The following is a 23,145-nucleotide window of genomic DNA, read 5'->3' on the forward strand; positions in this document are numbered from 1 at the left end:
AGAAGGCAAGATTCAATCCAGTGTCAGAACAGGTTTGGAAGAAGTGTCTTCTCCTTTCAGCAGCATCAGCAACGCAACGGCTGTCAAAGCCGCCCCAACCAATACCAAGGCCGTTGGTGCAGGACGCCCGAGCCCGATCTCCCACAAGATGACCCAGCTGGGAATCAGATACGTATAAGCCATGACCTTGGCTGCAGGCAGACGCAGCGCCGCAAACTGAACAAGTACAAAGCTGGCCGCCGTCGCGAATAGCGAAATGTAGAGCAGCGTTACCCAGACAATCCTGGGTAGGTTCGCCCAATCGGTCGCGCGGATATCGGACCAGCCCCACAGCGTTAGGATAAGGCACCCGGCCACCAGTGTTCCGAAGGTAAACACTACCGCAGGCTCTCCCCGGTTCAGGCGACGCACCATCGGGGTATAGACGGCGTGGGCAGCGCATCCCCAGAAATAGATGATCTCTCCGCCTCCGATTTCGAAGGTTTGAAAGGCCTGCCAATCAGCCCGGAAGATTACCCAAAGCGCGCCGACCGCGCCAACGGTCAGGGCCAGCGCCATGCGCGCGGTAGTGATCTGACGCAGCAGCACCCAGCCAGCCAGAGCCGAAATGACCGGCGTCAAGGTAAATACCGCAGCCGCACTGACGGGTGGCGCGGTTTTGAGGCCGTAGAACATCAAGACGAAATACGACCCAAACAACCCGCCCAGTACCAGATAGCGCCAGGGCGCTTGGGCAGCGCTGCGCGATATGCCTGTTGTGGCAAGGGCGGCGATGCCGATCACCACTGCCGCAATGGCAAAGCGCGCTGCAGTGATCGCCGACGGTGCGATCTCGTTTGCCACCATTGAGCCAAGCGAGAAGCTGCCCGCCACCAAGGCCGAGAATGTCAGCATGGCCAGATGGCCGTGTGCTTGTGGTGTCACGGCAGCCAGCCTTTGGATTGATCTTTCAGGAATGACAGAAACGCCTGCACCTTGGTCGTCCGGTGCAGATCCACATGGGTCACCAGCCACAGCTTGCCGGACCACTCGGGTAGAGGCTCCATAACCTCAACCAGATCGGGATCGCGCGCGGCCTCCCAACGGGCCATAAAGCCGATGCCAGCCCCGGCCAGAACCGCCTCGCGCATGCAGAAATTGTTGGTGCAGCGGAAGGTGATTGCCGGTTCCGGTGCATTGGCACGCAGCCAGCGGGAAAACGGCGCGCGGCTGTTTTCGTCATCATTGCCGACGAAGTGGTGATTGGCGAAATCCTCGACGCTCGAAGGTTTACCGTGGCGCGCGATATAGCCTTTGCTCGCGAACAGCCCGACTTCTTGCGCAATGAAAGGCTGCACCACATTGTCCGGCTGATCCGGCGCGGCCCCTGCGCGAATAGCCACATGCGCTTCGCCATATTCCAGTCGAAACAGGCGGTCGCCTGTCAGATAGCGCACAATCAGACCCGGATGGGTTTGCTGAAATTCGCTCAAGGTCGGCACGATCAAAGGCGCAAGCGAGGCCAGCGAGGTCACCACCAGTTCGCCCGAGACATCATCTCCGCGCCCCTTCATGCGGCCAACCAACTGGTTGAACTGATCTTCGGTCGCCTGCGCTACACGCAACAGATCCTTACCTGCTTCGGTCGGGGTATAGCCGCGCGCATGACGCTGAAACAATTTGACGCCCAGCCGTGCCTCGATCGCGTCGATATGGCGGATCACGGTGGCGTGGTGTACGCCCAATACATCCGCCGCGCCGCTGACCGTTCCCATGCGCGCCACCTGATAGGCGGTTCTTACTTCATCCCAATTGTCCATTGCATCCGTTCCACTGTGCAAATTCTAACAATGCTTGTTGATATATCCGAGTTTTGTTCACATTCGCAACAGCCATATTGGGGCGGCAGAAGCTAATTCCACAGTTTAGGACCTCCGAAATGACCAAAACCATCCTGCACATCGACGCCTCAGCCCGCCGCACCGGTTCAGCCACCCGCGATCTGTCCGAACGCGTGGTTCGCCACCTGAACGCCGGGCGTATTATCCGCCGCGATCTCGCCTCTCCCCTGCCCCTTATCACCGAAGACTGGATCGCTGCCAATTTCACCCCCGCCGATCAGCGCGACGTTGTCCAGCAGGACGTTCTGTCCTTGTCGGACGAGCTGGTGTCGGAACTGCAAAAGGCGGATACCATCGTCATCGGCCTGCCGATCTACAACTTCTCGGTCCCGGCAGCCTTCAAAGCCTGGATTGATCTGGTCGCCCGCGCGGGTCTGACATTCGCCTATTCCGAGGAAGGTCCGAAAGGCCTGCTGGATGGCAAACGCGCCATCCTCGCCGTAGCCTCGGGTGGTACCGCTGTCGGGTCCGAGATTGACTTTGCCACCACCTATGCGCGCCATGTTCTGGGCTTCATCGGCATCCATGATGTGGAGGTCATCGCCGCTGATCGCATGGCACTGGACCCCGAAACAACCCTGTCCAATGCGCAGAAAGCTGTCACTGAACTGGCGGCCTGATTGACCTGACCCCCCTGAACCGTCCAGTCTGCGCCGAGGCAAATCAGCAGGCTGGGCGTTTCACATGAAGAAGATTGGAATACTGGGCGGTGTTGGCTGGGCCTCAACCGTCGACTACTACCGGGCGATTGCTGAAGGCGCGGGTCGATATTTCGCTGAACGCGGCCACGGATCACCACTGCCGATCCCGCCAATGACCATCGAATCTGTCACCCAAGCCAAAACCCGCGCCTTGCGCGGCGTGGCAGGTGACGAGGAAAGCTGGGCCGCCTTCGACGCGGTGTTCCGAGAGGCCCTGATGACACTGCAAAACGCAGGTTGCGATTTCGGCATCATCGCCTCAAACACACCCCATGCGCGTCTTCATGCGATCCGACAGGGCGTCTCGATGCCCATTCTCAGCATTTTTGACGCAACCGCCGACGCGACCGCCTCGACAGGTGCGACCAAAGCGTTGGTCCTTGGCACGACAGTCACCATGCAAGCCCGTAACTACGCCGACCGACTAGCCGCCGAGAGCATCACCGCAAACGCCCGTCTGCCCGAGTCCGAAATCGCCGAGATGCAGGCGATGATCGACAGTGATTTCTACGGTGGCGCATCTGACACCGCACATGCGCGCCTGCTGGCGTTCTGCAACAAGCATGCCGCACCCGGAACGGCAATCTTGCTGGCGTGTACCGAGTTGCCTCTGGCCTTCCCTGATCATCTGGACGATCCGGTGTTCGAGGCGGATGGCCACTTGTTCATCAACCCGTCTGCCGCCCATGTCGCTGCCGCTTTGAACGAAGCGCTTGAGGGGTGATCAAGGCAGCCAAGTCACCTCGCACCCGATCTTATCAAAGAACGCCATCAGATCTTCGCGCGACAAAACAACGGTTCGGTCGTTGACCAAAGGGTGCATGTTGATGACATCGGCCTGTTGTGCGGCTTCGTCCATGAAGAATTTAACGTTGTTCTCAACCCCGTTTATCATCGCCAGCGGGCTGACCGCGCCGGGGCGAATGCCCAGATTCTGAAACAACCGATCCGCCGAGCCGAAGGACAGGTTACCAATCCCCAGTTCCGCGCCCAGCGCTTTAAGGTCGATCTCGCGGCTCTGTTCCAGCGTCACCAGATAGTTCCGCTTTTTCTTGTCGCGCAGATACAGGTTCTTAAGCCGCAGCGTGTTTTCGCCCGGCACCATGAACTGGCCCTCGACCCCTTTGGCGTCCTCGACCGTGCGCAGTGGGATATGAGTATGCAACCGATAGTTCAGTCCCCATTCATCCAGCTGCGCCAACAGCGCATCCGAGCTAAGCGGTAATGTATCCTGAAATGCGGATGATGCGTCCATGGAAACCTCCTCGTATGACGCGCTCATCGCTCAACCGACAGGTAAATTCAAGCCACGACAGGCACGGTATTTGGTGCTAGCGTGCCGCCATGAAAGTCACTCGCAACACTCCGAACCAGTTGATCCTGTCCAATACCCCATGGTTCATCGGCATCACGCTGGTTCTCTTCATTCTGGCCTTTGTCGGCGCGGGCGTCTTCATGGCCAGTGAAGGCGGCGAGGGTATCTTCTTCGGCATTTTCTTCGCACTATTCGGTGGAGGCATGGGCTTTGGCGCCTTCTGCGCTTTCGTCCGGCGTGCGCAGGTCATTCTGGACCGCGATAAGAACAGCATCACTATTCGCAGGCAGTCGGTCTTTGGGTACGAACAAGTGGAACACGTTCTTTCAAACCTTTCGCACGCGGAAACCGAAAGCACGACCTCACGTAGCGACAATGGCACATCGACCCTTTATCGCCCTGTCCTGATACTGGATGAAGGCATGAGCGCCGGACGCCATCCCATTGTTGAGGCCTATTCCAGCGGGCGCGGTGCGCATCGGTTGGTGGATGCGGTCAATGACTGGCTTCCGGCACGCAAGGTTGACTCTGCCAGCCAATCGGCCTAAATCGCCGCCAACATCCGGAAGCGTTTGATCTTCCGGTCCCTTGAGTCGTTCAGGGATCGCCCCCCACCAGCGAGTTTCGCCCGTGGGGGCAATTGTGCATTTAACCGGTGCCTCCTAATTAGGTGGTGCCACCAGATAACCGGCTAAGGAGGCCGAAGGCATGTTTGAAAATCTATCCGAACGCCTTTCCGGCGTCTTTGATCGGCTGACAAAACAAGGCGCCCTGTCCGAAGAAGACGTCAAAACCGCCCTGCGCGAAGTCCGCGTTGCCCTGCTTGAGGCTGACGTTTCGCTGCCGGTGGCCCGCGAATTCGTCAAGAAAGTACAGGAGCAAGCGACCGGTCAGGCAGTCACCAAGTCGATCACCCCTGGTCAGCAGGTCGTCAAGATCGTGCACGACGCTCTGGTAGATACCCTGCGCGGCGAGGAAGACCCCGGCGCGCTGAAGATCGACAACCCGCCCGCGCCGATCCTGATGGTCGGCCTGCAAGGCTCGGGTAAGACGACGACCACCGGTAAGCTGGCGAAACGCTTGAAAGAGAAAGAGGGCAAGAAGGTCCTGATGGCCTCGCTGGACGTCTATCGCCCGGCTGCGATGGATCAGTTGGCCGTTCTGGGCACGCAGGTTGGCGTCGATACGCTGCCGATCGTGCCGGGGCAAAAGCCCGTCGATATTGCCAAGCGTGCCAAGCAACAGGCAACGCTGGGCGGCTATGACGTCTACATGCTCGACACCGCGGGCCGTCTGCATATCGACGAAGTCCTGATGGACGAGGTCGAGCAGGTCCGCAACGCGGTTGACCCGCGCGAGACCCTGCTGGTGGTTGACGGTCTGACCGGTCAGGTCGCCGTTGAGGTAGCCGAAGAGTTCGACGCCAAGGTCGGCATCTCGGGCGTGGTCCTGACCCGGATGGACGGTGACGGGCGCGGTGGTGCGGCGCTGTCGATGCGCGCGGTCACCGGCAAGCCGATCCGCTTTGTCGGTCTGGGCGAGAAGATGGACGCGCTCGAAACATTCGAACCGGACCGGATCGCGGGACGTATTCTGGGTATGGGCGACATCGTTGCCCTGGTCGAAAAAGCCCAGGAAACGATGGAGATGGAACAGACCGAGCGCATGATGAAGCGCATGGTCAAAGGTCAGTTCAACATGAACGACCTAAAAATGCAGCTGGAACAGATGATCCAGATGGGTGGTATGCAGGGCATGATGGGCATGATGCCGGGCATGAACAAGATGGCCAAGCAGTTGGATCAGGCCGGTCTGGATGACAAGATCCTGCGCCAGCAGATCGCCATGATCCAATCCATGACCAAACGCGAACGCGCGAACCCGCAACTGCTGCAGGCAAGCCGCAAGAAACGCATCGCGGCGGGTTCGGGGATGGAAGTCAGCGACCTCAACAAACTGCTCAAGATGCACCGGCAGATGTCGGACATGATGAAGAAAATGGGCAAGATGGGCAAAGGCAAGATGCTGAAACAGGCCATGAAAGGCATGTTTGGCAAAGGCGGCCCCTCGCCTGAGGAAATGGCTGCGGGCATGGACCCCAAGGCGCTGGAACAGGCCGCCAAAGCGATGGGCGGCAAGATGCCCGGCGGTTTGCCCGGACTAGGTGGCGGCATGGGTCTGCCCCCGGGGCTAAGTGGTTTTGGTAAGAAAAAGTGACGTCAGCACGCTGCACCCAGCCCCCGTCCGGAAAGGCGGAGATGGCAGCAGCGCAGTATCGCGCAGCCCTGCCGGTCATTCAGACCCGGCGGCTGGTTCTGCGCGCGCCTACTCTGGACGACCTGCCGGTATGGACGTCGATCTGCAAGGACAGCTTTGGCGATACCGAACAGGACGCCTGGACTGAGTTTTCCTACTACACATCGGGCTGGCTTTTGCATGGGCATGGCCTGTTCACGGTCTCGCTAAAGGACGACGATCAGGTCATTGGCTTCGTCATTCTGGGCCTCGAATGGGACGACCACGAGCCCGAGCTTGGCTATATGTTCGGAAGCAAGTTCCGCATGCAAGGTTACGCGACTGAAGCGTGCAGCGCTGTTCGCGATTTTGGCTTCGATCTGCTGGGGACCGGCCGGTTCGTAAGCTATGTTTCGCAGTCCAACACACGTTCGAACGCATTGGCGCAGCGTCTGGGTGCGACTCGCGACGCCGTTGCCGAAAGCGCCATTGGTCCAACACAGCATGTCTGGCGGTACGGTGAGGTGCAGGCATGAAGTTCGCTCTGCCGATCCCGACGCTCGAAACCGAGCGCCTAATCATGCGCGCACCGTCCGAGGCTGACCTGGACGCGGATACGGCGTTCTTTGCCACCGACGCCGCGCGGTTCGTCGGCGGACCTTTGCGCCGGGATGAAGTGTGGCGGGTGTTCGCCTCGCTTCTGGGCCATTGGGCCGTGCGCGGCTATGGCTATTGGAGCGTCGATGAGAAAGACACCGGTACCTATGTTGGCCGTATTGGACTGTGGTTCCCCGAAGGCTGGCCCGAGCCCGAGGTCGGCTGGACCCTGCTGAACCACGCCACCGGCAAAGGATATGCGACCGAGGCCGCTTTGACTGCCCGATCCTATGCCTATGATGTTCTAGGGTGGGCGACCTCGATCTCTCTGATCGATCTGGACAATACCGCCAGCAAGGCCGTGGCCAAGCGGATGGGTGCACAGTTCGAATATCATTATGAGCACCCTAAATATGGTACTTCGGAAATCTGGCGGCATCCTTCGCCAGGTGATCTGGTCAATGGCGGCGTGGAGGCATACGCATGACCACGTTTACCATCCCCACCGTCGAGACCGAACAACTGATCCTGCGCGCGCCGCATCTGGACGATCTGCCTGCGATGTCCGAATTCTTCGCGACCGAACGCAGTCATATGGTCGGTGGTCCCAAGGACGCGCTGGAAAGCTGGAGCTCTCTGTCGAACCGGTTGGGTCATTGGGCGCTTCGTGGTTATGGCCTATGGCATCTGACCGAAAAGGCCAGCAGCGCATTTGTCGGCTGGGCCGGCATGATCTACGTCCCCGGCTGGGCCGAGCCCGAGCTGGGTTGGACGCTGATGGCAGAGGCAGAAGGCAAAGGTCTGGGCTTTGAGGCCGCAGCCGCTGCACGCGACTACGCCGCCCGGCATCAAGGCCTGAACGGTGTGATTTCCTACATCGCCCATGCCAATGACCGCTCGCGCGCTTTAGCCGAACGGCTGGGCGCAATGCTGGAAATTGAGAGAGCCGAGCTTTTGGGCAAGCACGCCCAGATCTGGCGCCATCCGCAGATTGATTTGACCACCGAGAGGACCGGCCAATGAACAACCCCGTGACACAAGCTGCCGCGCTGTTGAAGGATCACCGCGAAAGCATCGACCGGCTGGATGCGATCCTTGTCTATACGCTTGGTGAGCGGTTCAAGCACACGCAGGCTGTGGGCAAGCTCAAGGCCGCACACGACCTTCCCCCGTCCGATCCTTCGCGCGAGGCTGCGCAGATCGCACGGTTAGAAGACCTGGCGAAAGAGGCCGATCTGGACCCCGATTTTGCCAAGGCTTTCCTGAATTTCATCATTCAGGAAGTCATCCGACACCACAAGAAACATCAGAACTAACCGGCACCTACGCCGGATACGCCATTCAAAGGAGATACCACCATGGCAATGAAAATTCGTCTCGCCCGCGGCGGCTCGAAAAAACGTCCCTTCTATCGCATTGTTGCGGCTGACAGCCGTATGCCGCGCGATGGCCGTTTCATCGAAAAACTGGGCACCTACAACCCGCTGCTGCCGAAAGACAGCGAAGAGCGCGTGAAAATGAACATGGAGCGCATCCAGTACTGGCTAGATCAGGGCGCACAGCCCACCGACCGGATCGCACGCATGCTGGAAGCTGCTGGCGCACGCGACAAGGCCGAGCGCAACAACCCCAACAAGGGTACTCCGGGCAAGAAAGCTCAGGAACGCGCAGAAGAAAAAGCGGCCAAAGCTGCTGAGGCGGCTGAAGCTGCTGCTGCACCGGCTGAAGAAGCTGCGGCAGAAGAATAAGCAGGCGGGCGCGTGCGGGATCAGGCTTTTACCGACGATTTTCGCACGCAGTTCGATCTGTTGATGCGGCTCCGGCGCGATGTGCGCCGGTTCCGCACTGACGCGATTGACGAGGCAGTGCTTGCGCGCTGCCTCGACGCGTTTCGACTGGCCCCTTCGGTGGGGCTGAGCGAACCCTGGCGCGTGATCCGCGTCGAAACTCAGGCGGCGCGTGACGCGGCGCTGAAGAATTTCCAAACCGCAAACGAACAGGCGCTGACCGGATATTCCGGCGAAAAGGCGCAACTGTATAGCCAGTTGAAACTGTCCGGGATGAAAGAAGCCCCGGTGCAGCTGGCCGTATTCTGCGACGATGCCACCGACAAAGGTCAAGGTCTGGGCGCGGGTACTATGCCCGAGATGCGGCGCTATTCTGTGGTCTCAGCCATCACCCTGTTCTGGCTGGCCTTACGGGCAGAAGGGTTGGGGCTGGGCTGGGTCTCGATCCTCGACCCGGACCAGATGGCGCGCGATCTGGATGTGCCCGCGGATTGGCGGCTGATCGGTTATTTTTGTATAGGCCTGCCCGAAAGCTTTTCGGATACGCCTGAATTAGAACAGGTCGGCTGGGAAGGCCGCAATGATACTTTGCCCATCGAGGTACGCTAGACATGTTCGGATTGTTACGGCTTCCCATCCTGCTGGCGATCGCATTTATTGTGGGCGTGTTCTTCGAGCGCTCGAACCAGCGCGAGGCGTGCGAAGTGATCGGGCAATGGCGGGACGGGCTATGTGTGACGGATGGTCGAAATGAGTGATCTGATCTGCGTGGGCAGCATTGCGGGCTCGTACGGTGTGCGCGGCGAGGTGCGGCTGAAAAGCTTCTGCGCCGTCCCCGAAGATATCGAGGGCTATTCGCCGCTGACCGACGAGACCGGCAAAGACCGCTATCCCGTGGTCCTGACCCGCGCGATCAAGAACGGTTTTGCCGCCCGGTTGGGTGGGGTTGAGACCAAGGAAGAAGCGGATGCGCTGAATGGCCTGCGCCTTTATGCGCGGCGCGATCAATTGCCCTCGCTGCCGGATGATGAGTTTTACCACACCGATCTAATCGGGCTTGAGGTTTATGATACCGGCGGCACCCTGCTGGGCCGGGTGAAATCGGTTCAAAATCACGGCGCGGCGGATCTGTTGGAACTACACGGGCCGGGCTTAAAGGCCACCGTGCTGCTGCCGTTTACACTCGAATCCGTTCCGACCGTTGATCTCGACAAGGGCCGCATCATCGCCGATCCGCCTGAGGGCCTGCTGTAATGCGCCGCGTGTTGCTGCATCTGGGTCTGCACAAGACCGGGACAACGGCGGCACAGTCCTTTCTGTTCGAAAACCGGTCACTGATCTGGCCGCACCATGCGTTGGTCCTGCCCTATCGGACCCGCAAAACCGGCCTGTCCGAAGCAGCCACACGCTATTCCGTCTACGGCACCCCCGGCGCGATGAGCGATTTCAAGGATCAGATGCGGCACTTCCTGAATTCACTGGAATTCGGCCAGAAGCGCGGACTGGTTCTGAGCGAAGAGAATTTCTCTGGCCTGCGCCCCAGCCGCAATGTCGCGGTGGGCTATGAGGCCGCGCCCGAGCTCGCCTCGTGCCTTGTCGGCCTGATCCGCGACCGGTTTGCCGGAGAAGAAGTGCATATCACGATCTACTACTCGTTGCGCCAACGCGGAAGCTGGCTGCGCAGCCTCTGGGCGCATGATCTGCAACGATCGCGCCTGATCCAGGATTTTGAGACGTTTCGCGCCCGGCTTGAACCCGTGCCCTCCCCCCAGATCGCGGCTGAAGCAGTGCGTGATCGCCTGCCTTCGGTCTCGGTCCGAACCGAATGGCTGGAGGACCTGCAGGGCTTGCGCTATGGGCTTGGAAATACATTTGCCGAATTCCTTGACTTGCCCCCGGACAAGGCCGCCGAACTGGTGGGCCCGACGCGCTCGAACCCACGCCTGCCCGAGGATATCTTGCAGCAGATGTTAGAGATGAACCGATCCGAGCTGGACGACGCTGCGCTGATCGAACAAAAGGCAGCTCTGTTTCAACGCGTCCAAAATAATCTGATCGGCTCGAAATGACAGATAAACCCGGAAAGTCCCATGGCCGCAAAGCCATCCGCCCGACGCTGAAGCCGCGCGAGTTGATGACGCCAACCCCCGATCTGCACGGGGTGTGGAAGGCCAAGATCATCACCCTTTTCCCTTCGGCCTTTCCGGGAGTGCTGGGTGAAAGCCTAACTGGCAAGGCCCTGCAGGAAGGTCTGTGGCAATTGGAAACCGTCGACCTGCGCCAGTTCGGGGTTGGCAAGCATCGCAATGTGGATGACACCCCTGCAGGTGGCGGTGCGGGCATGGTCCTGCGTGCCGATGTGCTGGGCAATGCCATCGAGCACACAATGGCAGGCATCCGGGGCAACTGGCCACTGATCTACCTAAGCCCACGCGGGCGACGGATGGACCAGCAGATGATGCAGAATCTGGCGCGCTGCGATGGCATGACCCTGCTGTGCGGGCGGTTCGAAGGCGTCGATGAGCGGGTGCTTGAGCATTACGGCGTGCAAGAAGTTTCCTTGGGCGATTTCGTCATGACCGGAGGCGAGATCGCGGCGCAAGCCCTGATCGACGCTACGGTGAGGCTGATCCCTGGCGTTCTGGGTAATCAGGCTTCGGCTGAGGAGGAAAGCTTCTCCTCCGGCCTGTTGGAGCATCCGCAATACACCCGCCCTGCCGACTGGAAAGGCCGTCCGATCCCGGACATTCTGATGTCGGGCCACCACGGTCGCATCGCGGACTGGCGTCATGAGATGTCGGAAGAGATCACCCGCGAACGGCGGCCCGATCTTTGGGACGCATATCAGAAATCCAAGGACAACGACTAAGACTAGCGGGTCGCTTTCCAGAGCGCCCAAGTCTCGGGCGTACCATTAAAGGTGTTGATGTCGACCTTGCCCTGAACCCCCGGTACCAGACCTGTGCCGGTATACTGCCAGAACCGCCAGATCGCGCGTGGGTAGACATTGCGAGGATGTCCGGCGACCGAACGCAGCCAGAACTCGGTCTTGGGCAACCGGCCAATGTCGGTGTCGCGGTAAAAGTCGACCGTTGTATAGACAATCGGGCGGCGCCCATAATGGCGTTCCAGAATATCCAGGAATTTTTTTGCCTCGGCCCGGACGGTTCGCCCATCTGGGCGCAGGGTGCAGGTTTTGGAATGCGGCGTCCATTCCATGTCCAGTACATGCGGCAGATCGGCCCCTTTGGGCACGTTCTGGATGAACCAACGGGCCTGCTCATGAGCCGGGCGGCAGAAATAGTAATAGTGGTAAGCGCCCCAGGGCACCCCGGCACCCTGCGCACCGCGCCGGTGTTCGTCAAACATCGGGTCGGTGAAATCTCCGCCCTCGGTGGCTTTGATGAATGCGAAACTGACACCGGATTTCTGGGCGGTACGCCAGTCAATCGGTCCCTGCCAGCGCGATACATCAAGCCCGTGCACCGGGTAATGGCCGGGATGGCGGCCCTCCCATTCATGCGGGTCGGCGTCACCAAACGCGGGATAGATGATCGAAGGCGGAGTCGTGTCCGCAAAGGCCTGTGGTTCAACCGCCTGAGGCTGGGGGCCGCGGCGGCCACATGAGACGAGTGCAAGCGCTATGACGGCCAGCAGGAGTGCTTTGCGCATCTTTTGGTCCTGTATCAAATTTCTGCTCTGATAATTGAACCCAGAATGCCTGATCTGGCCGCCAAGGCAACGATGTATTTGACCGATGGCGAAAACACACCGGCGTCCGCAGTGAATCGTGTCAGTTTAGGCTTGATCCCTGCACACAAAGCCCTTAAAGCAGCGCAATCCGGTGCCGCGTTACGCGACTCCGGTGTTTTGGTTTGCATCCTGACGTGACGCCCGGCTTTCTTCGGCCCCGGCGCGACAGGGCGGACCGGACCAAAAGGAACATTCGATCTGACCTCTGGCGGGCTGTACGCAGGACCCGGTGAAGACCAAGAGCTCTCAGCCCGTGCCCAAACTTCGTGGACCAACCACGAGCAGATAGGAGTAACTGCGATGGACCTAATCGCACAGCTTGAGGCGGAACAAATTGCCGCCCTGGGGAAAGACATCCCCGATTTCAAAGCCGGTGACACCATCCGTGTCGGCTTTAAAGTGACCGAAGGGTCGCGTACCCGTGTGCAGAATTACGAAGGCGTCTGCATCGCGCGCAAAGGTGGCAGCGGCATCGCCGGTTCGTTCACCGTCCGTAAGATTTCGTTTGGCGAAGGCGTGGAGCGTGTGTTCCCGCTGCATTCGACCAACATCGACAGCATCACCGTTGTCCGCCGTGGCCGCGTCCGTCGCGCCAAACTGTACTATCTGCGCACCCGTCGCGGTAAATCCGCACGTATCGCAGAGGTCACCAACTACAAGCCCAAGGCTGGCGCCGAAGCGTAAGGAACGGAAAGATGAAAAAAGACATCCATCCCGATTATCACGTCATCGACGTCAAAATGACCGATGGCACCGTGGTCCAGATGAAATCCACCTGGGGTGCCAAAGGCGACCAGCTGGCCTTGGAAATCGACCCCTCCGTGCACCCCGCATGGACTGGTGGCTCGTCGCGCCTGTTGGACGCTGGCGGCCGCGTGTCGAAGTTCAAGAAGAAATACGAAGGTCTGGGCTTCTAATCCCAAACCGCTCGAATTCAAAAGACCGTCCCTTGGGGCGGTCTTTTTTATTGCAACAGATCAAGATAAAGCCAGCGCGCACCATTTAGCTCTGTCAGGTCAACTATGTGCCTGCCATTTTCATAATGATGCGCCTTTGGAGGAAGAACCCGACCCGGATCAACGGACCTCAGTTTGAGGTCAGCGGAGGCGGTAATCTGCAAAATACCCGTGACCGGTTCGACCCGGAAGGCAGCTGATTGAGGTTCGAAAGGAACACTTCGCCCTGAAATCGAAATCAAAATCTGACGCGATTGTGCAATGTCATTGCCATCCAGACTTTGAACTGCCACCGCCGCCATGGGTGTCGTGATGTCGAATACAACATTTCTGGTCGTAATTACCTCGTCATGGAAAAAGCCTGCCGCGATCTGACTCTTTCCCGTGTCCACCGTGAACCGGGCATTGCCAAAGTCGCGCTGAAACTCGCCCGTATCTGCGGCAACAACAGTGGCATCCTCTGCCAAATATGATCTGTCGAGATCAAGCGGGCCGTATTCGTCGCGGTTCAATTTGGTCGCCGCGAGCCACGGCAATGCACGAGTCTCGGGCATACATGTTACCAACCTGCTTTGTTCAAACACTGTCCGTATGGCAACTGATGTTTCCGGAGACACAGGACGGCCAAAGAACGTGTCCTCATCCAAGCAAATCGCGTACGTATTCTCGGCTTGCTTGACATGGCCTTCCCGGAACAGAAGGGCTGCGGCGGGCATCATCCATATCATCCCGGGATCTTCGGCCATACTCCAATTGTTTGGCGATGTTGATCGGTTCAGAGATTGCTGTGAGTAGCCATAAATCATCATGGCATCCCAGCCTTGATGCGCTGCGCTCGTCGCAACACGGAGCGGCGTGATGAACCTATCTTCTGCGGGAAATTCCCCAATGTTCCACTCTGAAACGCTAAGCGGCATACCTTCGACCTGCGCGATCGCGATCCATTCCAAAAAACCACTCTGTTGGCGCGGGTCAAAACCGATTTCACCAACTGCTCCATAACTATGCGCGTCGATTATGGACCCAACGGTCAGCGATGGCAGACCCGCGATTGTCATCCCGCCCCAAAGGCTCGTTGTCGAGATCAGACCTTCAAATCCAGTGTCGCGAACAGCGGGGATCAGTTGTTCGTTAAAACGGCGTTCAAGATCGTTCAGAAAAATCTTCGAGTCGCCGTACTCCCATGTCCGCCAGGTTTCATTGGGATCAAGCCCGTTGCCGCGCGCAAATTCATCTGCCAGAGCGATGAATAGTTCACTATGCATAGGTACATTCTTATTCGGGAGGAGAGCGTTGCCGAAGTGATGTGTAAGGTCGTTTTCGTTCGTCAACATCACAGCGACGACTGCCGGGTCCTCGGCATACGTAAGACCCGTCAAAGAATTTTCGTGACGCAAATAGGCGTTCTGGAATTCGACCATTCGCGCCTCAATGCTGGGCGAGATGTAGTTAAAGCCTCTGACATCGGCGATATCGTCATCCCCAGCAATCTCATCGAACCCGGAAATTCCGTCCTGCGGCGTAAACCTTCGACCTACATGGAGATCAAGCCATACGTAAATTCCTTGCCGCTTTAGCGCTGCAATCCAAGCGTCAAGCTTTTGCATCGACGCTGGGTCGAGGTTAAGCGTATCAGAGGGATCTGATCCGAAGACGTTAGGACCCACCCAATGAGAATCGTGGTGGTGAATTCTGACAAGGTTAACCCCCAACCGCGCCATCCTTTGGGCATGCAGTTCGACTGAATTCAGGTTGGTGTGAAATAACGCATATGCCTGTAGATTAACGCCCCAAAAACGGACTGGCGTCCCATCCTCAAACACCAATGCACCGTCTTGCGCTAGAATTTTTCCGTGAAACCCGGCAGGTTTATGATTGAGCCAACTCAGGTCAGGAGTCGGTGCATAGGACAGCACCCTATCTATTGGCCATTTGTCCGAAGCCGAGGATTCTTGTGCCAAAGTGCATACGGGCAAGGTACACAGTGATAAAAGGACATACAGAAACCGTTTCGTGATACCAAATAGACTCATTAACTTTTCCAATACCAATACAACCACATCATAACCTCAGTTCCGGTAGCCGCTATTCACAAAAGTTGTGCTCCCGGACGTACCAGTTGTGTTTTCGCTATGCTCAACTCAGAGCATGAAGTAAGCCCCAAACCCAGAATCGCACTTGAAACCGTGCGCTATCGGGTCAGGTTCACCGCGCTATGCACAGGCGGAACGGGCCCTCTGAGCAGCAGCAATGCCAGCAGCATCCCAGCCAGTGCGACACCGGCAGCGATCAGCATCACACTGTCAAAAGCATCATCCTGAAGATCACGCAGAGCACGTGCCAGTGTCGCGCCAGTATCCGGATCAAGCCCAGCGATAAGCTGCTGTACCTGACTGGCTGTACCATGGGTCAACGCATGAGCCAGATCTGCCCGTTGCTCTGATCCAGCGGGTAATGTGGCGATCACTTCGGACAGACCCCGACGGGTGGTGATCGCCTCGGCCAGCCCACCGACCACGGCACCAAGGGTCGCACCAAAATAGAGGAACGCGTTCACCACACCCGAGCCCTGCCCCATATGCTCTTCTGGCAACAAACGCAGCCCGAGACGAGGCAGCAATGAAAACCCGATGCCAAGCCCGGTCCCTATGATCAGCAGCTTCCACCAGATCCCGCCCATGCCGGTTGTGTTCGTCGTCGTGGTCAACAGCAGGAAACCACAGGCCATGAAACCCATGCCAAGTATCACGGGCCATTGGAAGCTATAGGGTGCCAGAAAGCGCGGCGCGATCACGGACACAACGAACATGCTGAGGCTCAACGGCAGGATCGCCACACCTGCACCGACGGCCGATAAGCCAAATGCATCGGGCGACTGCACAAACACGTTGAAATAGACAAAGAAGCTAAACAGCGCGAAGCCGGTGATGAACATCCCCGCCGCTGCCATGAAATAGCGGGGATGACGGAAATAACGTAGCTCGATCAGAGGGTCTGCGCTTCGGCGCGAGGTGATAATCAACGCAATCACCGCAATCGCTGAAACGCAGAGCGGGATAAGTGTCGAACTGGAGGTCCAGCCCTGGCTTTCGCCATTGCTAAGAGCGAAGGACAGCGGACCGAGCAGAAGGACCAAAGCAACGGCACCAGCCATATCAAACTTCGCACCAGCAAGGCGCGTGTCAGGTACATAATGTTCCTTGCTCACCCGTAACCCGACCAGAAATGCAACCAGCAGCAGCGCCAGATCGGTGGCAAACACGCCCCGCCAACTGAGGTAATGCGCGAACGCGCCGCCCAAGATCGGACCCACACCGATCGCCAACCCAACGATCGCACCCCAGGCGCCGGTTACGCTGGCCCGCTGATCTTCTGGCGTCGCCGCCGTCAACAATGACAGAGAGGTGCCAAACAACGCCGCAGCCCCTGCGCCCTGAGCCCCTCGGCCTATCAACAACATGGCAGCATCCTGCGAAAGCAGCACGAGGGCAGAGCCAAGGGCAAACACAATCATCCCGGCAAAGAATACGCCGAGCTTGCCGGTAATATCACCCAGCCGGCTAACGATGGTAACAAGTGTGGCGCTCACCACCGTATAGATTGCCATCACCCATTGCAGGCTGGATGGTGACAGATCAAATTCGGTTTTCAGGTTGGGCAGGATCGTCGCAACGGCGGTCGAATTGAACCCAACTACCATCATGCACAGCGCCGTCATTATGAGAACCAGGCGCACCCCACCCGAGCCTGAATTGTCATCAGTGACGCTTGCTGGCATCTGTGTACTCCTCGTTCAGGAATAGCCTGCTGGTCTTCGTGGCGCATAGCTTAGCGCTGTGTTGTTCCTATTATTAAACGATTTTTCGTTGGTGCGTATAGTTTTTCCGCAAGGCGAGCTTTGCCCACTTCAGACCCAGTAAGACAGTGCCACCGGCAACACCAAAATCGTGGTCAGGGTTGAAACCAGAATGAACCCAGCCACGTCGGGCCCGTATTCCGGTACATGTTGATCAATGAATAGGTAGGTTGCGACGGAAGACGGCATCAGGCAGCACAGGATCACCGCCCCCCGCTCGGCCTCCGTAAAGCCGAAAGCCCAGACCAGCGCGCTTGCAATCACCACGGCCATCACCAGGTGCAACGCAGTCAGCAATACAGCGCGCCCAAGGCTTATGATCCGCAGCGTCGCAAGCGTGTGCCCCAACGTCAGCAGCATCAGCGGAATCGAGAGGCCTCCCAGTATGTCAAAGGATTTGGCAACCGGTTGCGGAAGGCTATAGCCCGTGGCCATCAGCACCAGAGACAGCGCTACCGCGTAGATGATCGGAGATGTAGCAAGTTTTCTGGGTGAGAACTCCCCAGCCGGAATCCACATACCGATCGTGAAAATACTGATCAGCACAACAACCACAAATCCCATCGTATAAGCCATGCCGGCATCCCCCAACGCCAGTAAGGTTATGGGAAGACCGATATTGCCGACATTGCCGTGCATAAGCGGCGTTAAAAACGCCCGCGCTGGCAACCGCATCAGCTTGAGCGCGACAAACCCCAACACTCCAAATCCTGCGATCGCCAAAGCGGCGGCTGTCATCACGTCAAGAAACGTGCCGACCGCGATTTTGGTGGTCGACAAGTGCGAGATGATCAGGGTTGGATACCCGACCCTCGATACGATTCCACCAATGACCTTATTGTCGAACGGAGCACGGATTAGTGCCAAACAATAACCGATTCCAGCACAAATCAGGACGGGCAGAACCACGTTCAGGACGTTCAAAAACAGATGGTCCAATTGCTGTCCTTAATCACAATTCCTCGATCCCGACAGTGAAATACGGGCGTCTGTTTGGCAAGGAGTTACCCTAAACCCAACCCATCACGCGTTTTTCCAAAATAGAGCCTGATAAAGCTACTCGGGACGGCCCGAGGTTCTTCCCTTCCAAGCTCACACAACATATAGTGGCTGCCACAACGTGTAGATAAACACGGCGGGACTTGGGAATACAGGCATGGCACATATCATCGTGGTCGGGAACGAAAAAGGCGGCGCAGGTAAATCGACCGTGTCAATGCATGTTGCCACTGCCCTGGCCCGACTGGGGCATAAAGTCAGCACGCTTGATCTCGACTTGCGGCAGCGCAGTCTGGGCCGGTATTTCGAGAATCGCCTGAACTTTCTCAACGGCTCGGACCTGTCTCTGCCCAGTCCGCGCCATCACGACCTGCCCGAGATTGACGCCAGCGCGCTGAAACCCGGCGAGAATATATATGACCACCGCCTGTCGGCTGCCGTCGCAGAGCTGGAAAGTGACAGCGATTTTATCCTGATCGATTGCCCCGGATCGCATACGCGCCTCAGCCAGGTGGCCCATTCGCTGGCCGATACGCTGGTTACGCCGCTGAACGACAGTTTCATCGATTTCGACCTGCTGGCGCGGATCGATTCCAAGGGTGAGAAAATCCTTGGCCCGTCGGTCTATTCCGAAATGGTTTGGAACGCGCGCCAATTGCGTGCTCAGGCCGGCTTGAAACCGATCGACTGGGTGGTGGTGCGTAACCGGGTCGGGACGCAGCGCATGGTCAATAAGGAAAAGATGCAACGCGCCATCGAGATGCTGTCGCAGCGCATCGGTTTCCGGGTGGCATCTGGTTTCTCTGAACGGGTTATCTTTCGCGAACTTTTTCCGCGCGGGCTGACCCTGCTGGACCTCAAGGATATTGGCGTCAAACAGCTCAATATCTCGAACATCGCCGCGCGGCAGGAATTGCGCGACATGATGAAAGAATTGAACCTGCCGGGGGTTGAGATCGATTTTTAGAGGCTCAACGGTGGTGGAGCCTTCAAAGGTCTAGGGTAGTTCTTGTTGGGCGGGGCTGATTGAGCTTTGCCCGTGCTCGCTTCAACGTACTCTGTCTTAATCTTGTAGGTGATTTTCTCTGGGAGTTTTCTTAACTTTCTTTTTACTCTATCAGAACAATTGCTGAACCAGGGTGACATATTGCCTTCGGCTTTGATTTTCAGCTCAACACGAACATAGTGTTTACTAGCCGACATTTTCTCAGCGTTTTTTGCGGCTTTGAAAAAATTGTATAAAGAGGTTTCAAACTTCTCCATAACAGCATTTTTGTTGCGATCCAGCGGCACCAAGTTTTCGGATTTTCCAGACCCACCCAGTTTTTGCGCTAATAAGTGGCCACGAACCCACCGCTGCGAGTTCAGTTCCGCGTAATCCGCAAGTTCAAGTATACCGGTGAGCTTGAGCTCTTTGAGTATGGAATCGACCGATCGCATTCGTTCGATCTTTTTGACATCAAGGCTGGAAACAGCGGCGGTAACATCTGAAATCTTGATGAAGTCGCGCACATTCCAGTTTGTATTGAATTCATCAACGATCACACAATCGCTTTTGCTTGCACTCTGCCCTCGATTTAGGCAGGTCGATGTAAGAGTAGCGGTCGCGGCTCTGCCACCATAAACCTTATCGCTCGGGGCATAATCCACTGAGAATTTTGGAATTTTTAGTGCCATCACTCGTACAGGTTCCCAACTGATCAATACCAAAACTAAAGAGTTGCATTTTTCTAAATTGCAATAGTTCAATGTTGTATCAAGAACTGAAGAAAAGCTCCGTTCCGGTACAATGATAGATTTTCGGTTGCCCCTACGTCAACCAACTCCGCATCGGACGCCTACACCCGGGATATTTTATCGCCTATCACGATCTAGTTCGCTGCATGGTAGACCGTAAACAGCTCTTTCGGCTCTGCCACGCCTCGCAGCATATAGCGCCCAACTGAGATCAGTTCCTGATCGCAAGGCTGAGCCGCACGGGCCACATCATCCGAGATCAATATTCGTTGCCCCAACGAACGATGCATCCCGGCGATACGGGATGTCTGGTTCACGGTCGGGCCGATGACAGTAAAATCAAGACGGCTGTCGGCACCGATATTGCCATAAAGAATCTCACCCGCATGCAGGGCCAGCGTATAGTTCGAAACGGGCTGCCCACGCTCTTTGCGCAGGGTGTTCAGCTCGGCCATACGCTCCTGAAGCATTGTCGCGGCAGCCAGAGCGGCACGGGCGTCGGCATCAATTTCGCCCACATCAAACATCGCCATAACCCCGTCGCCCATAAATTTCAGGATATTGCCATCACATTGATGAACCACATCCACCACCGCAGCGAGGTAGTCATTCAACATGTCAATGACTTCAATCCCCGGAAGTTCTTCCGACAGGCTGGTGAAACCTTCGAGATCGAAATTCCAGATCACTGCATCGATTTGCTGCAAAGACCCCCGTCGGATTTCGCCGGACAGGACCCGCCGCCCGGCATCACGTCCCAGGTAAACCCGCATCAAGTCCTTAGACACCCGCGCATTCGAGGCCGACTTCAAGGCCAAACCCAAGTGCGGCAGCGCAGTTTCGATCACTTCCAGATCATCGTCCCCGAACCCTTCGGGCGCGTTGCTGGCCCAGGACATCAGCACGCCATCAATAGACATTTTTGCATCGTGCGGGTTGGTTTGGCTGGGCACGTCAAAGCTAATACCAGTCGCGTAATAGTCCGTGGCACCGTTTTCCCGCAATTCATTCAGCAATGGAAATCTACTGGGCTCATTCTGATCGATCAGACGTTCGCGGATCGCATCGACGTCCTCGTTCAGAATGACGTAGAGCGGGCTTTTGGTCCAAACCTCGCTGGGCTCCTCGGAGTATTCGAAAGTTTGGAAATCACCGCCCCGATCCTGATACCAGCTGTATCCAGTGCCACCGTAGACCGGATGCAATGCCGGTTGCGCCGCGTGGAACCGCATCAAAGGCACGCCAAGTTCGAGCAGCTGGTTGCAGTAACCGTCCAGCAGCTCTTCTTTGTCGGCCCCTTCCAGACCGCGAGCAACAAGCCAATTGATCAAATCATGGGATTTTGCCGTTGGGGACTCCGGCTTGGTCATTTCACAGTCCTGTGTTTGTTATGACGTTGATCTGGGGATCATGATCCCAGATTACCAGAGTGCTATTCCATTCCAGCTAGGCGTCGCAGCATCATGCGCAGCAGTGCGGCTTCGCCGGTCGTAAAATGGGCTGCAAGCTTAGCGTCATAATCGCGCGCAATTCCGCGTAGCTCACGATACACACTCTGGCCAGAGGTTGTCAGCGTCAGTCTTTCAACTCTGCGGTCGTTTTCGTCCCGCGTCCGTTTCAGATATCGGCGCTGTTCAAGCTTGCGCACAGCGCGGCTGACTTTGGTCTTATGGATCTTCGCGCGCAAGCCGATTTCCTTGGCCGTCATCTCACCATAATTCCCAAGGTGAAACAGCACCCGCCATTCGGTACGCAACATCCCATATCGATTCTTGTAGACGCGCTGAAATTCGAGCGAGCTCTCCTCCGCTGCCTGATTCAACAGGAATGGCAGGAAATTTCGCAAATCAAACTCATCTTTTTCGTCATTATTCTGTTGTCTCATCCTTGTTAGTTACAAAATCAACTATTATCCGACAAGCAGCAACTTGAAGGAGCGCCCGATGAATCGCCCCACCGATCCGCATAAGATGACCCAGGCCAGCACCCCTGTCGGGACCCATCCCGGCTATATGCCCGGCTTTGGCAATGACTTTGAGACCGAGGCCCTGCCCGGCGCGCTGCCGCAGGGCATGAACAGCCCGCAGAAATGTAACTATGGGTTATATGGTGAACAACTGAGCGGCACCGCCTTCACTGCCAACCCGCCTGAACGCACGTGGTGCTATCGCATCCGGCCTTCGGTGAAGCATTCGCATCGATATGTGAAAATCGACCTGCCTTTCTGGAAATCAGCGCCCTGCGTTGATCCGGACGTGATCTCTCTGGGCCAATACCGCTGGGATCCAGTGCCACATTCGGATGAAGGCCTGACCTGGCTGACCGGCATGCGCACCATGACCACGGCCGGGGACGTGAATACCCAAGTCGGAATGGCGAGCCACATATATCTGGTCACAGAATCGATGGTGGACGAGTACTTTTTCTCGGCAGATTCAGAATTGCTAGTCGTCCCGCAGGAGGGTCGGCTTCGATTTGCCACCGAAATGGGTATCATCGATCTGGAGCCGAAGGAGATCGCGATTATCCCACGTGGGCTGCTCTATCGCGTCGAAGTGCTGGAAGGCCCCGCGCGCGGTTTCGTTTGCGAGAATTACGGACAGAAGTTCGAACTACCCGGGCGCGGACCGATCGGGGCCAACTGCATGGCGAACCCACGCGACTTCAAAGCTCCGGTGGCAGCGTTTGAGGATCGCGAGGTGCCTTCGACCGTGACGATCAAATGGTGCGGGCAGTTCCACACCACCAAGATCGGTCACAGCCCGCTGGATGTGGTTGCATGGCATGGCAATTACACGCCTTACAAATACGATCTGAGCACCTATTGCCCGGTCGGCGCGATCCTGTTCGACCATCCCGATCCGTCGATCTTTACCGTCCTCACCGCACCCTCAGGTCAGCCGGGCACGGCCAATATCGACTTTGTTCTGTTCCGCGAGCGCTGGATGGTTATGGAAGACACGTTCCGCCCACCCTGGTATCATAAAAACATCATGTCCGAACTGATGGGCAACATCTACGGTCAGTACGACGCCAAACCGCAAGGGTTCATCCCGGGCGGCATGAGCCTGCATAACATGATGATCCCACACGGGCCCGACAAGGAAGCTTTTGAAAAGGCGTCGAATTCGAACCTCGGCCCGGATAAGTTGGAAAACACCATGTCTTTCATGTTCGAAACCCGCTTCCCACAGCACCTGACCGGTTTTGCCGCAACCGAGGCCCCGCTGCAGGACGATTACATCGATTGCTGGAGCGACATCGAAAAGAAATTCGATGGGACGCCGGGCAAGAAGTAAGTACCGCTCAAGACCTAAGATTTTTCGTCG

General features: G+C 57.3%; 29 protein-coding genes. 19 read left to right on the forward strand and 10 right to left on the reverse strand.

Going from position 1 to position 23,145, the window contains the following annotated elements:
- Positions 1–12: 12 nt before the first annotated feature.
- A complete protein-coding gene (locus tag ACR0DU_RS13870; protein ID WP_480875361.1) occupies positions 13–924 on the reverse strand; it encodes a DMT family transporter in 912 nt (303 codons plus the stop codon).
- Positions 921–1,799: a LysR family transcriptional regulator gene (locus tag ACR0DU_RS13875; protein WP_480875362.1), complete on the reverse strand. Its 879-nt coding sequence runs from the start codon at positions 1,797–1,799 to the stop codon at positions 921–923. The genes ACR0DU_RS13870 and ACR0DU_RS13875 overlap by 4 nt, the downstream gene beginning before the upstream one ends.
- Positions 1,800–1,918: 119 nt before the next feature.
- Between ACR0DU_RS13875 and ACR0DU_RS13880 the strand changes: the two genes are divergently transcribed.
- A complete protein-coding gene (locus tag ACR0DU_RS13880) occupies positions 1,919–2,500 on the forward strand; it encodes an FMN-dependent NADH-azoreductase (protein ID WP_480457301.1) in 582 nt (193 codons plus the stop codon).
- Between the two features lie 64 nt (positions 2,501–2,564).
- A complete protein-coding gene (locus ACR0DU_RS13885) occupies positions 2,565–3,305 on the forward strand; it encodes an aspartate/glutamate racemase family protein (protein ID WP_480875365.1) in 741 nt (246 codons plus the stop codon).
- Here the strand turns inward: ACR0DU_RS13885 and ACR0DU_RS13890 are convergent, their stop codons facing one another.
- Positions 3,306–3,836, reverse strand: a complete 531-nt coding sequence (locus ACR0DU_RS13890) for a prolyl-tRNA synthetase associated domain-containing protein (RefSeq protein ID WP_480875367.1) — start codon at positions 3,834–3,836, stop codon at positions 3,306–3,308.
- Positions 3,837–3,925: 89 nt separating this feature from the next.
- Here ACR0DU_RS13890 and ACR0DU_RS13895 point away from each other — a divergent pair, with 89 nt between their 5' ends.
- From ACR0DU_RS13895 to trmD, 12 genes are all read left to right on the forward strand, one after another.
- The gene (locus tag ACR0DU_RS13895; RefSeq protein WP_480875368.1) at positions 3,926–4,444 is read left to right on the forward strand and encodes a hypothetical protein; all 519 of its coding nucleotides are present in this window, start codon (positions 3,926–3,928) and stop codon (positions 4,442–4,444) included.
- A 160-nt stretch (positions 4,445–4,604) separates the two neighbouring features.
- Positions 4,605–6,113, forward strand: a complete 1,509-nt coding sequence (ffh, locus tag ACR0DU_RS13900; protein ID WP_480875371.1) for a signal recognition particle protein — start codon at positions 4,605–4,607, stop codon at positions 6,111–6,113.
- Positions 6,114–6,154: 41 nt separating this feature from the next.
- The gene (locus ACR0DU_RS13905) at positions 6,155–6,667 is read left to right on the forward strand and encodes a GNAT family N-acetyltransferase (protein WP_480875373.1); all 513 of its coding nucleotides are present in this window, start codon (positions 6,155–6,157) and stop codon (positions 6,665–6,667) included.
- Positions 6,664–7,215, forward strand: coding sequence for a GNAT family N-acetyltransferase (locus ACR0DU_RS13910; protein ID WP_480875375.1), 552 nt, complete (start codon positions 6,664–6,666; stop codon positions 7,213–7,215). The genes ACR0DU_RS13905 and ACR0DU_RS13910 overlap by 4 nt, the downstream gene beginning before the upstream one ends.
- Complete coding sequence (locus tag ACR0DU_RS13915) at positions 7,212–7,751, forward strand: GNAT family N-acetyltransferase (protein ID WP_480875378.1); 540 nt, start codon at positions 7,212–7,214, stop codon at positions 7,749–7,751. Before ACR0DU_RS13910 ends, ACR0DU_RS13915 begins: the two co-directional genes overlap by 4 nt.
- A complete protein-coding gene (locus ACR0DU_RS13920; RefSeq protein WP_170392662.1) occupies positions 7,748–8,044 on the forward strand; it encodes a chorismate mutase in 297 nt (98 codons plus the stop codon). The genes ACR0DU_RS13915 and ACR0DU_RS13920 overlap by 4 nt, the downstream gene beginning before the upstream one ends.
- A gap of 42 nt (positions 8,045–8,086) precedes the next feature.
- Complete coding sequence (rpsP, locus tag ACR0DU_RS13925) at positions 8,087–8,476, forward strand: 30S ribosomal protein S16 (RefSeq protein WP_010437590.1); 390 nt, start codon at positions 8,087–8,089, stop codon at positions 8,474–8,476.
- Between the two features lie 12 nt (positions 8,477–8,488).
- Positions 8,489–9,124 carry a 5,6-dimethylbenzimidazole synthase gene (gene bluB / locus ACR0DU_RS13930; protein WP_480875380.1) on the forward strand — a complete coding sequence of 212 codons (636 nt, stop codon included), beginning with the start codon at positions 8,489–8,491 and terminating at the stop codon, positions 9,122–9,124.
- Between the two features lie 2 nt (positions 9,125–9,126).
- Entirely contained in the window at positions 9,127–9,273 is a 147-nt protein-coding gene (locus ACR0DU_RS13935; protein WP_170392664.1) for a hypothetical protein, read from the forward strand.
- Entirely contained in the window at positions 9,266–9,769 is a 504-nt protein-coding gene (gene rimM, locus ACR0DU_RS13940; RefSeq protein WP_010437587.1) for a ribosome maturation factor RimM, read from the forward strand. Before ACR0DU_RS13935 ends, rimM begins: the two co-directional genes overlap by 8 nt.
- Positions 9,769–10,584, forward strand: coding sequence for a hypothetical protein (locus tag ACR0DU_RS13945; protein WP_480875383.1), 816 nt, complete (start codon positions 9,769–9,771; stop codon positions 10,582–10,584). The genes rimM and ACR0DU_RS13945 overlap by 1 nt, the downstream gene beginning before the upstream one ends.
- The gene (gene trmD, locus ACR0DU_RS13950) at positions 10,581–11,384 is read left to right on the forward strand and encodes a tRNA (guanosine(37)-N1)-methyltransferase TrmD (protein WP_480717337.1); all 804 of its coding nucleotides are present in this window, start codon (positions 10,581–10,583) and stop codon (positions 11,382–11,384) included. The genes ACR0DU_RS13945 and trmD overlap by 4 nt, the downstream gene beginning before the upstream one ends.
- Before the next feature lie 2 nt (positions 11,385–11,386).
- Here trmD and ACR0DU_RS13955 read toward each other — a convergent pair whose 3' ends face one another.
- Positions 11,387–12,187 carry a glycoside hydrolase family 25 protein gene (locus ACR0DU_RS13955; RefSeq protein ID WP_480875386.1) on the reverse strand — a complete coding sequence of 267 codons (801 nt, stop codon included), beginning with the start codon at positions 12,185–12,187 and terminating at the stop codon, positions 11,387–11,389.
- Positions 12,188–12,232: 45 nt separating this feature from the next.
- Between ACR0DU_RS13955 and ACR0DU_RS13960 the strand changes: the two genes are divergently transcribed.
- From ACR0DU_RS13960 to rpmE, 3 genes are all read left to right on the forward strand, one after another.
- Positions 12,233–12,406, forward strand: coding sequence for a hypothetical protein (locus ACR0DU_RS13960; protein ID WP_319546435.1), 174 nt, complete (start codon positions 12,233–12,235; stop codon positions 12,404–12,406).
- A 162-nt stretch (positions 12,407–12,568) separates the two neighbouring features.
- Positions 12,569–12,952 (forward strand): 50S ribosomal protein L19, encoded by a 384-nt coding sequence (rplS, locus tag ACR0DU_RS13965; protein WP_039541573.1) that lies wholly within the window; start codon positions 12,569–12,571, stop codon positions 12,950–12,952.
- Between the two features lie 11 nt (positions 12,953–12,963).
- Positions 12,964–13,185 (forward strand): 50S ribosomal protein L31, encoded by a 222-nt coding sequence (gene rpmE / locus ACR0DU_RS13970; protein ID WP_480875389.1) that lies wholly within the window; start codon positions 12,964–12,966, stop codon positions 13,183–13,185.
- 47 nt (positions 13,186–13,232) lie between these two features.
- Here rpmE and ACR0DU_RS13975 read toward each other — a convergent pair whose 3' ends face one another.
- The 3 genes from ACR0DU_RS13975 to ACR0DU_RS13985 form a co-directional block, all read right to left on the reverse strand.
- A complete protein-coding gene (locus ACR0DU_RS13975; RefSeq protein WP_480875391.1) occupies positions 13,233–15,185 on the reverse strand; it encodes a cellulase family glycosylhydrolase in 1,953 nt (650 codons plus the stop codon).
- 230 nt (positions 15,186–15,415) lie between these two features.
- Complete coding sequence (locus ACR0DU_RS13980; protein WP_480875394.1) at positions 15,416–17,002, reverse strand: MFS transporter; 1,587 nt, start codon at positions 17,000–17,002, stop codon at positions 15,416–15,418.
- A 129-nt stretch (positions 17,003–17,131) separates the two neighbouring features.
- Positions 17,132–18,019 carry an AEC family transporter gene (locus tag ACR0DU_RS13985; RefSeq protein ID WP_480875396.1) on the reverse strand — a complete coding sequence of 296 codons (888 nt, stop codon included), beginning with the start codon at positions 18,017–18,019 and terminating at the stop codon, positions 17,132–17,134.
- A 217-nt stretch (positions 18,020–18,236) separates the two neighbouring features.
- Here ACR0DU_RS13985 and ACR0DU_RS13990 point away from each other — a divergent pair, with 217 nt between their 5' ends.
- Positions 18,237–19,046 (forward strand): division plane positioning ATPase MipZ, encoded by an 810-nt coding sequence (locus tag ACR0DU_RS13990; RefSeq protein ID WP_010437571.1) that lies wholly within the window; start codon positions 18,237–18,239, stop codon positions 19,044–19,046.
- Here the strand turns inward: ACR0DU_RS13990 and ACR0DU_RS13995 are convergent.
- The 3 genes from ACR0DU_RS13995 to ACR0DU_RS14005 all read right to left on the reverse strand — a co-directional run bounded on the left by ACR0DU_RS13995 (position 19,043) and on the right by ACR0DU_RS14005 (position 21,701).
- Entirely contained in the window at positions 19,043–19,756 is a 714-nt protein-coding gene (locus tag ACR0DU_RS13995) for a DNA/RNA non-specific endonuclease (protein ID WP_170475731.1), read from the reverse strand. The genes ACR0DU_RS13990 and ACR0DU_RS13995 overlap by 4 nt on opposite strands.
- 194 nt (positions 19,757–19,950) lie before the next feature.
- The gene (locus tag ACR0DU_RS14000; protein ID WP_480875398.1) at positions 19,951–21,186 is read right to left on the reverse strand and encodes an adenylate/guanylate cyclase domain-containing protein; all 1,236 of its coding nucleotides are present in this window, start codon (positions 21,184–21,186) and stop codon (positions 19,951–19,953) included.
- 62 nt (positions 21,187–21,248) lie between these two features.
- Positions 21,249–21,701 carry a MarR family winged helix-turn-helix transcriptional regulator gene (locus tag ACR0DU_RS14005; protein WP_480875399.1) on the reverse strand — a complete coding sequence of 151 codons (453 nt, stop codon included), beginning with the start codon at positions 21,699–21,701 and terminating at the stop codon, positions 21,249–21,251.
- A 58-nt stretch (positions 21,702–21,759) separates the two neighbouring features.
- Between ACR0DU_RS14005 and hmgA the strand changes: the two genes are divergently transcribed.
- Positions 21,760–23,115, forward strand: a complete 1,356-nt coding sequence (gene hmgA / locus ACR0DU_RS14010; RefSeq protein WP_480875401.1) for a homogentisate 1,2-dioxygenase — start codon at positions 21,760–21,762, stop codon at positions 23,113–23,115.
- Positions 23,116–23,145: the final 30 nt, after the last annotated feature.

It is taken from the genome of Ruegeria sp. G2 (genome assembly GCF_056533505.1).

Excerpts from the sequence above, each read along its gene's own strand:
- ACR0DU_RS13875 (WP_480875362.1), bottom strand. The coding sequence starts at position 1,799 with ATGGACAATTGGGATGAAGTAAGAACCGCCTATCAGGTGGCGCGCATG.
- ACR0DU_RS13880 (WP_480457301.1), top strand. The coding sequence starts at position 1,919 with ATGACCAAAACCATCCTGCACATCGACGCCTCAGCCCGCCGCACCGGT.
- ACR0DU_RS13885 (WP_480875365.1), top strand. The coding sequence starts at position 2,565 with ATGAAGAAGATTGGAATACTGGGCGGTGTTGGCTGGGCCTCAACCGTC.
- ACR0DU_RS13890 (WP_480875367.1), bottom strand. The coding sequence starts at position 3,836 with ATGGACGCATCATCCGCATTTCAGGATACATTACCGCTTAGCTCGGAT.
- ACR0DU_RS13895 (WP_480875368.1), top strand. The coding sequence starts at position 3,926 with ATGAAAGTCACTCGCAACACTCCGAACCAGTTGATCCTGTCCAATACC.
- ffh (WP_480875371.1), top strand. The coding sequence starts at position 4,605 with ATGTTTGAAAATCTATCCGAACGCCTTTCCGGCGTCTTTGATCGGCTG.
- ACR0DU_RS13905 (WP_480875373.1), top strand. The coding sequence starts at position 6,155 with ATGGCAGCAGCGCAGTATCGCGCAGCCCTGCCGGTCATTCAGACCCGG.
- ACR0DU_RS13910 (WP_480875375.1), top strand. The coding sequence starts at position 6,664 with ATGAAGTTCGCTCTGCCGATCCCGACGCTCGAAACCGAGCGCCTAATC.
- ACR0DU_RS13915 (WP_480875378.1), top strand. The coding sequence starts at position 7,212 with ATGACCACGTTTACCATCCCCACCGTCGAGACCGAACAACTGATCCTG.
- ACR0DU_RS13920 (WP_170392662.1), top strand. The coding sequence starts at position 7,748 with ATGAACAACCCCGTGACACAAGCTGCCGCGCTGTTGAAGGATCACCGC.
- rpsP (WP_010437590.1), top strand. The coding sequence starts at position 8,087 with ATGGCAATGAAAATTCGTCTCGCCCGCGGCGGCTCGAAAAAACGTCCC.
- ACR0DU_RS13935 (WP_170392664.1), top strand. The coding sequence starts at position 9,127 with ATGTTCGGATTGTTACGGCTTCCCATCCTGCTGGCGATCGCATTTATT.
- rimM (WP_010437587.1), top strand. The coding sequence starts at position 9,266 with ATGAGTGATCTGATCTGCGTGGGCAGCATTGCGGGCTCGTACGGTGTG.
- ACR0DU_RS13945 (WP_480875383.1), top strand. The coding sequence starts at position 9,769 with ATGCGCCGCGTGTTGCTGCATCTGGGTCTGCACAAGACCGGGACAACG.
- trmD (WP_480717337.1), top strand. The coding sequence starts at position 10,581 with ATGACAGATAAACCCGGAAAGTCCCATGGCCGCAAAGCCATCCGCCCG.
- ACR0DU_RS13955 (WP_480875386.1), bottom strand. The coding sequence starts at position 12,187 with ATGCGCAAAGCACTCCTGCTGGCCGTCATAGCGCTTGCACTCGTCTCA.
- ACR0DU_RS13960 (WP_319546435.1), top strand. The coding sequence starts at position 12,233 with ATGCCTGATCTGGCCGCCAAGGCAACGATGTATTTGACCGATGGCGAA.
- rplS (WP_039541573.1), top strand. The coding sequence starts at position 12,569 with ATGGACCTAATCGCACAGCTTGAGGCGGAACAAATTGCCGCCCTGGGG.
- rpmE (WP_480875389.1), top strand. The coding sequence starts at position 12,964 with ATGAAAAAAGACATCCATCCCGATTATCACGTCATCGACGTCAAAATG.
- ACR0DU_RS13980 (WP_480875394.1), bottom strand. The coding sequence starts at position 17,002 with ATGCCAGCAAGCGTCACTGATGACAATTCAGGCTCGGGTGGGGTGCGC.
- ACR0DU_RS13990 (WP_010437571.1), top strand. The coding sequence starts at position 18,237 with ATGGCACATATCATCGTGGTCGGGAACGAAAAAGGCGGCGCAGGTAAA.
- ACR0DU_RS13995 (WP_170475731.1), bottom strand. The coding sequence starts at position 19,756 with ATGGCACTAAAAATTCCAAAATTCTCAGTGGATTATGCCCCGAGCGAT.
- ACR0DU_RS14000 (WP_480875398.1), bottom strand. The coding sequence starts at position 21,186 with ATGACCAAGCCGGAGTCCCCAACGGCAAAATCCCATGATTTGATCAAT.
- ACR0DU_RS14005 (WP_480875399.1), bottom strand. The coding sequence starts at position 21,701 with ATGAGACAACAGAATAATGACGAAAAAGATGAGTTTGATTTGCGAAAT.
- hmgA (WP_480875401.1), top strand. The coding sequence starts at position 21,760 with ATGAATCGCCCCACCGATCCGCATAAGATGACCCAGGCCAGCACCCCT.